At 65.0% G+C, this 12,503-nt stretch carries 10 protein-coding genes; 5 read left to right on the top strand and 5 right to left on the bottom strand.

Annotation, left to right across the window (positions count from 1 at the left end; all coding sequences use genetic code 11):
- Nucleotides 1–5 precede the first annotated feature (5 nt).
- Nucleotides 6–1,307, bottom strand: a complete 1,302-nt coding sequence (locus E1H16_RS05645; protein WP_134322712.1) for a D-alanyl-D-alanine carboxypeptidase family protein — start codon at nucleotides 1,305–1,307, stop codon at nucleotides 6–8.
- Between the two features lie 109 nt (nucleotides 1,308–1,416).
- On the opposite strand from E1H16_RS05645, the gene E1H16_RS05640 reads away from it, so the two are divergent.
- The gene (locus tag E1H16_RS05640; protein WP_134322711.1) at nucleotides 1,417–1,824 is read left to right on the top strand and encodes a cytidine deaminase; all 408 of its coding nucleotides are present in this window, start codon (nucleotides 1,417–1,419) and stop codon (nucleotides 1,822–1,824) included.
- Between the two features lie 114 nt (nucleotides 1,825–1,938).
- On the opposite strand, the gene E1H16_RS05635 is transcribed toward E1H16_RS05640, so the two are convergent.
- Nucleotides 1,939–3,420: a hypothetical protein gene (locus E1H16_RS05635; protein ID WP_134322710.1), complete on the bottom strand. Its 1,482-nt coding sequence runs from the start codon at nucleotides 3,418–3,420 to the stop codon at nucleotides 1,939–1,941.
- Nucleotides 3,421–3,556: 136 nt separating this feature from the next.
- On the opposite strand from E1H16_RS05635, the gene upp reads away from it, so the two are divergent.
- A complete protein-coding gene (gene upp, locus E1H16_RS05630; RefSeq protein ID WP_134322709.1) occupies nucleotides 3,557–4,180 on the top strand; it encodes a uracil phosphoribosyltransferase in 624 nt (207 codons plus the stop codon).
- Nucleotides 4,181–4,381: 201 nt separating this feature from the next.
- Here upp and E1H16_RS05625 read toward each other — a convergent pair whose 3' ends face one another.
- The 3 genes from E1H16_RS05625 to E1H16_RS05615 form a co-directional block, all read right to left on the bottom strand.
- Entirely contained in the window at nucleotides 4,382–6,040 is a 1,659-nt protein-coding gene (locus E1H16_RS05625) for a phospho-sugar mutase (protein ID WP_243837685.1), read from the bottom strand.
- Nucleotides 6,021–7,565: a serine/threonine-protein kinase gene (locus tag E1H16_RS05620; protein ID WP_208378871.1), complete on the bottom strand. Its 1,545-nt coding sequence runs from the start codon at nucleotides 7,563–7,565 to the stop codon at nucleotides 6,021–6,023. The genes E1H16_RS05625 and E1H16_RS05620 overlap by 20 nt, the downstream gene beginning before the upstream one ends.
- A gap of 127 nt (nucleotides 7,566–7,692) precedes the next feature.
- Nucleotides 7,693–8,139 carry a gamma-glutamylcyclotransferase gene (locus E1H16_RS05615; RefSeq protein WP_134322708.1) on the bottom strand — a complete coding sequence of 149 codons (447 nt, stop codon included), beginning with the start codon at nucleotides 8,137–8,139 and terminating at the stop codon, nucleotides 7,693–7,695.
- Between the two features lie 79 nt (nucleotides 8,140–8,218).
- Here E1H16_RS05615 and E1H16_RS05610 point away from each other — a divergent pair, with 79 nt between their 5' ends.
- From E1H16_RS05610 to E1H16_RS05600, 3 genes are all read left to right on the top strand, one after another.
- Nucleotides 8,219–9,619, top strand: a complete 1,401-nt coding sequence (locus tag E1H16_RS05610) for an NAD(P)H-quinone dehydrogenase (RefSeq protein WP_134322707.1) — start codon at nucleotides 8,219–8,221, stop codon at nucleotides 9,617–9,619.
- A 284-nt stretch (nucleotides 9,620–9,903) separates the two neighbouring features.
- A complete protein-coding gene (locus tag E1H16_RS05605) occupies nucleotides 9,904–10,845 on the top strand; it encodes an alpha/beta hydrolase (protein ID WP_134322706.1) in 942 nt (313 codons plus the stop codon).
- Nucleotides 10,846–12,483: a flavin-containing monooxygenase gene (locus E1H16_RS05600; RefSeq protein WP_134322705.1), complete on the top strand. Its 1,638-nt coding sequence runs from the start codon at nucleotides 10,846–10,848 to the stop codon at nucleotides 12,481–12,483.
- Nucleotides 12,484–12,503 lie beyond the last annotated feature (20 nt).

Genomic DNA, 12,503 nt, shown 5'->3' with positions numbered 1-12,503 from the left:
CGGTGTCAGCGTCGCGAGTGGCGGGGAGCGGCCACCCGGACCGCGACGAGCAGTAAGCCGCCGAGGACGGCGACGAGCGGCCAGAAGGTGCTCGAGTGTCGCTGTGTATCCGAGGTTGCCGAGTGCTGCGCGATCGAGGGCGCGGCCGAGCCAGCGGCCTGGCCGGGGGCGACGGCGGACGTTGCTGGATCGTCGGTCGTCAGGGAGATCTCGTCAGGCGTGACGAGTCGGCCGGCACCACTGGTCGAGTCGGGAGCGTCAAACGCCCAGTCGAGCAGCGCCGCTGCCTGCATCCAGGTCGGTTGCGGCGTTTGCTCGGCCCGCATCAGACTCACGACCAGGGTGCGACCGCCGCGCTCGGCAGCCGCCACGAACGTGTGCCGCGCGGCGTCGGTGAAACCGTTCTTGCCCGCGATTGCTCCGCTGTACTCGAGTACTAGTTGGTTCTGGTTGCCGTATTTCAGCGGCTGGGGATAGTCAGGGGGCTGCGCCGGCAACTGCCCGAGTTTGGCGCCGGCGATCTTTCGCAACTTCGGATCCTGCACGATCTCACGCATGAACAGCGCCAGATCGTACGGTGAGGATGACTGTCCGGTGACATCGAGACCGGACGTCGTACCTGGGAGGGTGTCGTACGCGTGTAACTCCGCGGCCTTGTCCTTCATCAGGCCCAATGCGGTCTTCGGCCCGCCCGCTGCCCGCGTCAGCATGTGCGCCGCATCGTTGCCGGACTGCAGGATCAACGCAGACCACAGTTGCCCGACGGTGTACTTGCCGTCCTCGACTATCCCGACTCGGCTACCTTCCACACTCGCGTCTTCGTGGGTGGCGGTCAGCACGTCGGCCGGGTCCAGCTGCGGGTACAGGGCGAGAAGAGTGAGGGTCTTCAGGGTGCTGGCGGGGTAGTACAGCCCGTGCGGGTCCTTCGCGGCAAGCACGTCGCCGGTGCCGAGATCGGCGACGAGCCACCCGTGAGCGGTGATCTTCTTCGGCAACGCGGGCGCGCCGTCGTAGGTGACGACGTCGCGGGTGCTCAGTTCCGAGCCGCCGATAGTGCTGCCGTCCGGCGCGTGTCCTTGCAATTTTCCGTTGGATTTCGCAGATGTCGGGGTTGGTGCGGCGGCGTCGATAGACGGCGTGGGTGGCGCTCCACTCGACGTTGGGTCCGAGGACGTTGGGTTCGATGACGTCGGGGCGGCGTGCGACGGTAAGGAGAAACCGCCGAGTAACAAGACCGATGCGACGGCACCAGCGACATATGCCCGATATAACGGCGAAGGCCGGTGCGCACGCGCAAATTTGGGCATGCGACCACCTTACGAACGTAGCGATGAATCTGGGGTCAAATGGTGGTCAGCGGCGATCTAGATCACCACGCGGGCGTACAAATGGAGGCACCCGCGACGAGAGGAAAGCATGACCGAGCCCATTGACTGGCAGGTGCTGCACGAAGCGGCGCTGAGCGCTATGCGGGCGGCGTACGCGCCGTATTCGAGGTTCGCGGTCGGCGTAGCCGGACTCGTCGATGACGGCCGGGTCGTGTCCGGTTGCAATGTCGAGAACGCGTCGTACGGGTTGAGCTTGTGTGCCGAGTGCACGATGGTGTCGAACCTGGTGCTCACCGGCGGCGGGTGGCTGCGGGCGGTGTGGTGTGTGGACGCCGACGGGAACACCTTGATGCCGTGCGGTCGCTGCCGCCAGCTGCTGTGGGAGCACGGCGGGCGCGAATGCCTGCTACGTACACCGAACGGGGTGCTGCCGATGTCGCAGGTGCTCCCGCAGGCGTTCGACGCGAGCGATATCACCGCCGTGACGGACCGGTAAGCGGCTATGCGACCGGCCGCAGTAGTGCGGGCGCTTCGTATCGCTGAGCAGTCACGTGATGCGTAGCGGAGCGACGAGTCCGCGGCCGCCCTATGGTTCCCGGATCTTCGGTCGTTAGTCCGCCCATTCGATGATGCTGGCGACCTCGCGCAAGACGGCTTCCCATTCGCCGATGAGCGCATCGGAATCCTCGATGACGGAATCCTCGCCGTCGCGAGCAGCAGCCACCAGCGTGCCCAGCGCACCATCACCCTCAAGCAGGGAACTACTTCCGTCGAGTTCGCCGTACTCGGCCAGGTCGGCGAGCAGGTCGGCCGCGGCGGCGAATGCCTCGGCGCTCAGGTCGAGCTCACCGCGCACCATGCGGTCGGCCTGTTCCAGGTCGACGTCATCCTGCCCGGCGATGGCCAGCGGCATATCGTCGTCGCGTACGGCGCCCACGACGGTCGGCCAGGTTGCCAGGTTGCGTAGGTCGTGGCCGGGCTTCTCGATGTCGTTCTGGTCGTCGTCCTCGACGACGTCGAGCATCGCGTCGGGGGAGCGGAACAACCACGGGGCCTGGTTGGCGCCCATGAAAATCGGCCTGTCGTCGACGTAACAGCGCAACGTGAATGCTTCGGTCTCGTCGAAATCCTTCTCCGGCAGGGTAATGCGCACCGGCAGGATGCCGGAGTCCTCCCAGAACTCGTACGCCGACTCGGCGTCGATCTCGTCGTCGGGAGCGGAACCCGCTAGCGGCTGGTAATCGAGGTCCTCTTCGTCGGTGTCGTCATCGGACTCGGTGTCGTCGTCATCATCCGCGTCGTCGTCCGAGTCGTCATCGTCATCCGAGTCGTCGTCTGCTTCGTCCTCGTCCGAGTCGTCGTCATCGTCTTCGCCGAGGTCGGCGCGTTCGCGCTCATCGCGCTCCTCGAGGTAGTCGTTCTCCTCGTCTTCCTCGCGGGCCGCGTCCTCGGCATCGATCAGCGCGTCGGGATCATCCACGGGCAGAGCGGTCGCGTCGATTTCCTTCTGCGCGTCGGCGAGGTCCTCGTCGAGTTCTACCGGTTCACGCCAATCGATCCACTGCGCCACCCGCTCACACACATCCTCCCAGTGCGCGGAGATGCCGAGCGCGATGTTGTCCCACGCCCGATCGCCGGAGCGTCCGGTGAACGCGCTCAGCCCGTCGGAGACCATGCTGAGTTCGGAGGTTCCCTCGACCGGCTTGACGATGTCCTCGTCGCAGCACTGGGCGATGGCATCAACGATTGCCAGCGTGCGTCCCAGATCGCCTACCGACCAACGATCGGGTCGCGACAGCACGAGTTCGTACACGCCGTCCAGATCGAACGTGCTGTCGTTGTCCGGTACGACGTCGAACGCGTCGACGTCATTCCACTCGTCCCAATCGGGATGGTCATTGAGGTCGTGATCGTCCTCGTCGCGCAAGAACTGGGCCAGCTGCGCGGGACTGTCGAACAGCAGGATTTTGTCGTCCTTGCCCAGGAAGGCCTGCCACTGCTCGCCGTCCTCTTCCCACGGGGGTGCCCACAGCGTGTAGCCGGTGCGCTCATCAAGAACCAATGCGATCGGAACGATCTCGGCGGAGCTCATCGATTACCCCTCAACTGGTGAAAAGTCACGGGTGCCACTCTAGCGACTCCACCGATGCTCGCGCCGCACAGCGGTGAGTTTTCACCTCCGGCGAAGTATGGCAGCCTCAATTACCCGGCCCAGTAGGCTTACCCGCGTGCTGACGACAGTTGTCTCCCATCCGCTTGCCGCCGTCCGTTTGAGCACGATTCGGGACGCCGGTACGGCGCCGTCACAGTTCCGGGCCGCGCTACGCGAGCTCACCCGAATGCTCGTGTACGAGGCTGCCCGCGATCTCACGGTTCGCCCGGTGCACCTGCACACCCCGGTCGCGGAAACCTCAGGCGCTCAGGTGGCCAATAGCCCGCTCCTGGTGCCGGTGCTGCGCGCCGGACTCGGCATGGTCGACGCGGCACTGGAGTTGCTACCGCAAGCCCAGATGGGATTCGTCGGTTTGGCCCGCGATGAGTCCACCTTGCAACCGAGCGCCTACCTGGAATCCCTGCCGGAGTCGTTGGCCGGGCGTGAGGTGTACCTGCTCGATCCGATGCTGGCCACGGGTGGATCGTTGTTGCGCGCCGTCGAACTGGTGCAATCACGCGGGGCTGGACCGATCACCTGCGTATGCGTACTCGCGGCCCCGGAGGGGGTACGCGCTATCGAACAGTCCGGCATCGAACTGCATCTAGTGACCGCGGCGATCGATGAGCGACTTGATCAGCGCGGGTTCATCGTACCGGGACTCGGTGACGCCGGCGACCGACAGTTCGGTGCGGTATAGGCGATCGGCGGCGGGACGCGCAATCAAGCGTGGACTTCGCTGCCGAGGGCGGGGAAATTTCCCCACCCTCGAACCCGTCCACCACGGCTGGCCATTACCCCCTCGCTCGGGGATGCGCCCGCGTGCAGCGCCGTGCCGAGGTTCGCTCGAGCCAGGAGCCCCTGCGCTCGGGGAGCGCCGCCTTGGATGGTGCGCGTGGCATCACGATATGAGCGCGGTGACCTCGGTACGCAACGCGCTCATCTGTGCCCTCGCGAGTTCTTCGGTGCGCGCGACGCTCGTACCGCCCGGCGGTACGACGACCTCCAGGTAAGCCTTCAGTTTCGGTTCGGTTCCCGAAGGTCGGATCACCACTCGTACGCCGTCACCGCGGATGATCAGCGCATCGGTCTGCCCGAGCAGATCCTCGACCTCGACCGGCCACTGGCCAAGGGCAGACGGCGGTGCGGCACGCAGTCGTCGCATCACGTCGGTGATGATGCTCAGGTCCCGTACCCGCATCGAGACTTGGGTGGTGTGGTGGTAGCCGACTTCGGCGTACAACTCGTCCAATCGCTGCTGTATCGAGGATCCGGCTGCCTTCAGCCCGGCGGCGAGTTCGGCGCTCAGGACAGCCGCGGAGATCCCGTCCTTGTCGTTGACCGACGCCGGGTCGACGGCGTACCCGATGGCCTCCTCGTAACCGAAACAAAGTGGTTGGCCGGTGCGGTCGTCGGCGCGAACGATCCATTTGAACCCGGTAAGGGTGGCGGCGTACGGCACGCCGCGGCGGGTGCAGAGTGCGCCCAGCATCGACGAGGACACGATCGTGCTCGCGTAGGTCCCGCGAGCGCCGCGACGCATGAGGTGGTCGGCAAGTAACACGCCAAGTTCATCGCCACTTAACTGTCGCCAGCCACCACGCATCGGCGCGGCGAGGGCACATCGGTCGGCGTCCGGATCGTTCGCTATCGCCAGATCAGCGCGTTCATCGATCGCGAGTGCGAGTAGATCGTCCAGCACCCCAGGCTCTTCGGGGTTGGGGAAGGGGATCCCGCCGAACTCCGGATTCGGCCGCTGCTGGTGCGCGACGACGATCGGCGCCGCGAAACCAGCGAGCGTGAACGCATCGTGCAGCGCCTGACCACCGACGCCGTGCAACGCTGTCGCGGCAACCCTGATCGCGCGCGGTGAATCCGGTGCCGCCACATCGGCCGCGGCCTGAACGAATCGTTGATAGACCTCGTCGGAAAGGACGTCGTAGTGCATGGATCGTGGCAGGGCGGTGACGGCGTCGACTTGCGCGATGAACTCGGAGATATCCGCGTCTGCCGGCGGCACGATCTGCGCATTGCGCCCGGCCGGCCCGCCGAGGTACACCTTGTAGCCGTTGTCGCTGGGCGGGTTGTGCGAGGCGGTGACCATAACTCCCGCGGCCGCGGCAAGTTCGCGGGTCGCGTACGCGAGCGTTGGCGTGGGCAGTTCGCGCGGCATGATCAGCGCGGTACGACCGGTGCCGGCGACAATCTCGGCAGTGTCGTGAGCGAAGCGGCGCGAGCCGTACCGGGCGTCAAACCCGATCACTACGGGGCCATCGATCGCCGCGGTATCCAGGTAGCGTGCGAGCCCGGCAGCGGCCCTCGCGACCACGGCTCGGTTCATGCCGTTCGGACCGGCGCGCAGCGGACCACGCAGCCCTGCGGTGCCGAATTGAAGCGCTGTACTGAACCGGTCGGCCAGTTCAGCCGCACTCGCCGGCAACGCGGCCAACAACTCGGTGAGTTCGGCTCGGGTTGCCGGATCTGGATCGTCGGCGATCCACGCCTCGACCTGGGCGCGCAGGGCATCGGTCATCGCGACGTCACCGTGGCGTGGCGACATCGATCGAGGAGGTTAGATCCTTAAGTGGGGGCTCCTGGACCGAACCACCGCCTACCTTGACCGAGGACGGCTGCGGCGAGTCGACGATCTCGCTCGGTAGCGGGTTGCCGCTGGAGGATTTCTCGTTGGAGATCCAGATGATGGCGATGGTGCCGATCAGGACCGCGATAAGTAACCCGATGAGGCCGGCGATCCACGGGTTGTTCCAACCGCGACGGGACGTGCTGATGCTCGAGGCGTGGTGCGTGCGGCTGTTCGGGGCGTACGGCGCGCCGTTGCGGATCGGCCCGCTGGTGGGCATCGGGCTCGGTGGGCGAGAGTGTGGCCCCGGCTGCGTTGGCCGCGGTCCTGATGCCGGTTGGGTGGGCCGGAAACCGGTCTGCCCGCTCGGCGGGTAACCCCCGGCCCAGGGCGCCTGTGCGGCGAGTTGACGGGGGTCGACGCGGCGGGTCGCCAGGGCGGGGTTTGAGCGCGGGTCATTGGGTTGAGGGTTAGGAGGCGGTGCGGGCGCCGGGTGGTTAACGCGAGCCCGCTGTTGCGGTGCCGCCATCGTGGTCGAGGCCAGTGGACCGGACGGCGGGGCGTACGTGGGCCGGGGCGCCGGGCGGCTGGCGACGACTTCCTGCAGCGCCCGCTTGGCCTCATCGGGGCGCATCCGCTCCCGCGGATCCTTCTGCAGCATCGCGGTGATGATCGGTTGGAGCGGTCCGGCGTGCGGTGCGGGTCTCGCCGCATCACCGACGACGGCGGTCAGCGTCGCGACCGGGTCGCCGAGATCGAACGGTGGGGTTCCTTCGACGGCGCACTGCAGTGTCGCGCCCAAACCCCACATGTCCGCCGCGCTGGTTGCAGCGCGGCCGCGCGCGACCTCGGGCGCGATGTAGGACGGGGATCCGACCATCAGGCCGGTTCGGGTCAGCGCGGAGTCTTCGGCTCGACGCGAAATCCCGAAGTCCGCCAGCTTCACCCGGCCGTCGGGGGAGACCAGGATGTTGCCCGGCTTCACATCGCGGTGGGTGATTCCGACCTCGTGTGCCGAGATGAGTGCAGCAAGCACCGCCAGCCCGATGCGGGCGGCCTCGGCCGGTTGCAGGGTGCCTTCGTCCTTGAGGATCTCGGCCAGATTCTTGGCGGGTACGAGTTCCATCACTACCCACGGACGTCCGTCGTCCTCGACGACGTCGTACAGCGTCACCACATTCGGATGCGACAGTGCGGCGATGGAACGGGCTTCGCGTAGCGCGCGCTCGCGAGCGACGTCGTTCTCCTCATCGGACTGGGTGGGCGGCAGTAGGACTTCCTTCACCGCGACCGAGCGCCCGAGGACGACGTCCAGCGCTTTCCATACCGCCCCCATCGAACCGCGACCGAGCAGCGAGTCGAGGCGATAGCGATTCGCGAGCAGGCGCTGATCGGGCGCGGGCGAGGACGACTGATCGCCGGAGCGGTCCGTGCGCGCGCTATCGGCAGCGCTCACGGAACGGCTCGGCGCCGCGCCGGGCTGCTCGTCTTCGGTATCGGTCATCGCTCTTCCGTAGGTGGGCTGGTCCCATTGTTGCAGCGACTGATGAAACGTGTGCTCCTCGGCACGCCGCAACGCTGGATGCATGTCGATACGACCATCGGCGGCCGGCAAGCGTTCCTATAGCGAGTTATAGCCCGGCCGTGGGCCGGTTGCGCAGCGAGGCCACGTAATCGTCGGGGGCGCCGGCGACCTCGGCAGCATGCGCGATCATCTGCAGCGTCGGTAGTGAGGGCAATCCGCCCTCGTGCACATCCAGCACGTGGGTCCATGCCGCGACATCGCGCGCGCCATCGTGTACCCGGATCCGTATCCGTCGATAGAGCGCGCTAGGCACCTGCATCCACTCGTCCAGTGCTGCCGCGTCGAACTCGGCGATGTCATACAGCGCGACGAATACCGCGCCGACTTCGTCCGGCACGATCGTGCACAGCGCACCGTCGGGAGCGTGCTTCTCACCGCCGAACGTCAGCCGCCAGCCGCGTAGCCAACCGGTGCCGGCGACGGGAGAGAGCGGACAACGCCCAAGCATCTGCTCGGGGTCCATCTCCGCTCCGTAGGCCGCGTAGAGACTCACCCGACCAGCCTAGCGCCCGCGTGGGACAATCGAGGGCGCACGAATCCGCGCACCGAATTGACGAAGGATGAGCCTGGACGTGACCAACATCGTGATCATCGGCGGGGGTCCCGCCGGGTACGAATCGGCGTACGTCGCGGACTCGCTCGGCGCGAGAGTGACGCTTGTCGATATGGATGCTCCCGGTGGTGCCTGCGTGCACTACGACTGCGTACCGTCGAAGGCATTCATCGCGTCGAGTGAGGTCGTATCGAACACCCGGCATGCCGAGAAGCTCGGCGTCAACATGCCGGACGGCTCCATCACCGTCGACGCCCCGCGCGTGTACCAGCGGGTTAAGGACCTCGCTCGAGCGCAACTTGCCGATGTGACGTCGGGCTTGGCGAGCACGAAGGTCAATGTGGTGCGCGGCCGGGCGCATCTGATCGAGACGGTGGAGCACTCGACGCATGCCGTGCAGATCGTGCCCGAGGATGCCGAACCGTACGTCGAGGTCGCGGACGTGGTCCTGATCGCCACCGGCGCCTCGCCACGGGTCGTTGGTGGCGCAGTGCCGGATGGCGACCGGATCCTGAACTGGCGACAGATCTACGACCTGCCGGAACTGCCCAGCGACTTGATCGTGATCGGATCGGGTGTGACCGGCGCGGAGTTCGCCAGTGCCTACACGGAGATGGGCTCGAACGTCACCTTGATCGCCAGTCGTGACCGCGTGCTACCGCACGAGGACAGCGACGCCGCCCGCCTGCTGGAAGACACGTTTACGCGCCGGGGGATGACGATCCTGACGCATGGTCGGGCGAAATCAGTCACGAATACCGGCAGTGGTGTTCGCGTGGAACTCGCCGACGGGCGGATCATCGAGGGATCGCATTGTTTGATGACCGTCGGGTCAGTGCCGAACACCGACGATCTCGGTCTGCAGCAGGTCGGCGTACGTATGGATGACGGTGGGTTCATCAAGGTCGATCGCGTATCGCGCACCTCGGTCCCGGGTATCTACGCCGCCGGCGACTGCACCGGTGTGCTGATGTTGGCCTCGGTCGCCGGGATGCAGGGCAGGATCGCGATGTGGCACTCGCTGGGCGAGGCCGTCGCGCCGCTGCAACTGAAGACGGTGTCCTCGAATATCTTCACGAATCCCGAGATCGCGACTGTCGGTATCGGCGAACGCACGGTTGACGACCGCGATATGGACGTGCGGATGATGCGACTGCCGCTGCGCACCAACGCGCGGGCGAAGATGGCCGGTCTGGAGGACGGGTTCATCAAGCTATACTGCCGCCCGACGACCGGTGTCGTCATTGGTGGCGTGGTGGTGTCGCCACATGCGTCAGAACTCATCATGCCGATCACGATCGCGGTCCAGCACCGCCTTACGGTGCAGCAGGTCGCGCAGACTTTCGCCGTGTATCCGTCCATCACCGGATCGATCAGTGAGGCGGCGCGGCAACTGATGGAACATGACGACCTCGATTAAGAACTGAGGGGCTGGGGAGAACTCCCGACTGCGAAGGAGCAATCCCCAGCCGCTCAAAGACACACCGTGGCCAGACGGGTGCGTCGTCCCGCTCATCCCGGCGGGGTGAGGCAAACCTTAGTGACGATTAGGTAAGCCTAAGTAAACTTACGTCATCGTGTGTGATGGCGCAACCCCTTGGTTTCGACGACGCCGCGAGGGCCCGTTTGCGTCACCGCGTTTTGGTCGTTCTCGAGCCGCGGACAAGTGTTGACATACGAATCAACTGTTGTGACGATCACATCATGGCGTTAGACGAAGCTTCTCAGCAATTTGTGGCGACTATGGCCGAGGGTGGTGGCCCCGCCTTGCACGAGCAAACCCCGGCAATGGCGCGGCTTACCGGCCCGATCTTCGCGAGTATGAGCGGGGCCGGTCCTGAGGTTGGCGAGGTGACGAACCTCGAGTTGGATGGCGATGGTGGGCAGTTCCGGGTCCGCGTGCTGCGCCCGAAGGGTGAGGCGAAAGCGATCATCGTGTATTACCACGGCGGTGGTTGGGTGCTCGGTGATATCGACTTGCAGTACGACACGGTTGCTCGGCATTTGGTCGATCGCAGTGGGTGCACTGTGGTGATGGTGAACTATCGCAAGGCTCCGGAGTACCGGTTCCCGGTTGCTGTTGATGACTCGTATGCGGCGTTGGAATGGGTCGATCAGCATCGCGGTGAGCTTGCTGTGGATGGTGCGCCGTTGATTGTTGCCGGCGACAGTGCGGGCGGGAATTTGAGCGCGGTGATGACTCAGCGTTCGCGCGATCGCAGCGGTCCGAAGATTGATTTCCAGGTGCTGGTGTACCCGGTGACTGATTGCGATATGGAACGTGGCTCGTATAACGCGGAACAGAACCAGTTGATTCTGGCGAAGCCGACGATGGAGTGGTTCTTCGACCACTATGAGCCTGATGTCGAGAAGCGTAAGCACCCGGATCTTTCGCCTATCCGGCACGAGAACCTCGCCGACCTGCCGCCGGCGTTCGTACTGCTGGCCGAATGCGATCCGCTGCACGATGAGGGTCGGGAGTACGCCGAGAAGCTGCAGGCAGCCGGTAATGAGGTGGCCCTTGAGGTGGCCGACGGTCAGATGCACGCGTTCTTCCAGATGGCTAACGTGCTGCCGGGCTATGAGGCCGGTATGAATCGCGTCGTGGAAAAGATAGATGAGTTCGTCTCGAAAGCGGGGAAGTAAATGAGCACGGCAACCGCACCTGAAAAGACCGCGGGCAAGGCCGGCAAGGTCGACTACGACGTTGTCATCGTCGGCGCTGGTTTTGCCGGTATGTACCAGTTGCACAAGTTGCGTCAGCAGGGCATGAGCGCGCATGTGTACGAGACCGGGTCGGACGTCGGTGGTACCTGGTTCTGGAACCGGTACCCGGGCGCTCGAGTTGATATCGAATCGCATCACTACTCGCTGGGGTTCGATGAGGACCTGCAGCAGGAGTGGGACTGGAGCGAGCGGTACGCGCCGCAGCCGGAGTTGTTGAAGTACGCCAAGCACGTTTCCGAGCGTTTCGACCTGCGTAAGGACATTACGTTCAACACGAAGGTCACTGCCGCAGATTGGAACGAGGCGGAACACTCGTGGACGGTCACGACGTCCGCCGGAGAAACGGTCTCGGCGCGCTTCGTCATTCTGGCCACCGGGTGCCTGTCGAAGCCGCAACGTCCGAAGTTCGAGGGCCTGGAGAATTACCAGGGGGAGTTGTACTACACCTCGAGTTTCCCGGATGATGTCTCCTTCGCCGGTAAGAAGGTCGCGGTCATCGGTACAGGTTCGTCGGGCCTGCAGACCATCACCGCGATCGCCGGTGAGGTCGGCTCGCTGAGCGTCTACCAGCGCACGCCGTCGTTCGCCGTACCCGCGCACAACCACGAGTTGGCCGATGAGGACCGGGAGAAGGTCAAGGCGAACTACGCGGAGATCCGCGCGAAGGATTTCGCGGCGAAGATTGGCTTCGATGCCGGGCAGAACGCGACCGTGATGGCCGCCGATCTGACGCCAGAACAAGTGCGCGCTGAACAGGAGGCGCGGTGGGAACTCGGTGGCCTGTCGTACGGGTTCGCCTACGGCGACATCCTGGTGGACCCCGATGTCAACGAGTCGTTCTCCGAGTTCATCCGCGAAAAGATCCGCGGCATCGTCAAGGACCCGGCGACCGCGGAGAAGTTGTCGCCGCGCACGTATCCGGTGGCCAGCAAGCGGATGTGTGTCGATACCGGCTATTACCAGGTGTACAACCAGGACAACGTCGAGTTGATCGACATCAACGAGGAACCGATCGAAGGGTTCACCGCGACTGGGATCCGCTCCGGCGGGAAGGAACGCGAGTTCGACCTGGTGATCCTGGCGACCGGATTCGACGCGATGACCGGCGCGATCCTGGACATTGACATCACCGCCAACGGACAGGCGATCAAGGACAAGTGGGCGCACGGTCCGCAGACCTACCTGGGCCTGATGACCAGCGGATTCCCGAACCTGCTGCTGATCACCGGACCGCAGAGCCCGTCCGTGCTCACCAACATGATCACCTCGATCGAGTACGACGTCGACTGGCTGACTCGCTTGTTCGCGGACATGCGTGCGGCCGGGCATACCAAGGTCGATGCTCGAGTGGAATCGGAAACCTGGTGGGTCACGGCGAACAATGACGTCGCGGCTGGCACGCTGATGCCGCAAGCGAACTCGTGGTACATGGGCGCGAACATCCCCGGTAAGGACCGCGTGTTCCTGCCCTGGGTCGGCGGGCACGATATGTACGTACAGATCTGCGAGTCGATCGCGACCGTAGGCAACTACCACGGCTTCAAATTCGAGGCGTAAACCCTCGCTAGCGACCGAAG

Origin of the sequence: Cumulibacter soli (assembly GCF_004382795.1) — a bacterium.
In the GTDB taxonomy this organism is placed as follows: domain Bacteria; phylum Actinomycetota; class Actinomycetes; order Mycobacteriales; family Antricoccaceae; genus Cumulibacter; species Cumulibacter soli.
The sequence above is the reverse complement of the archived record's forward strand: the minus strand, read 5'-3'. Positions and strand labels throughout refer to the sequence as shown.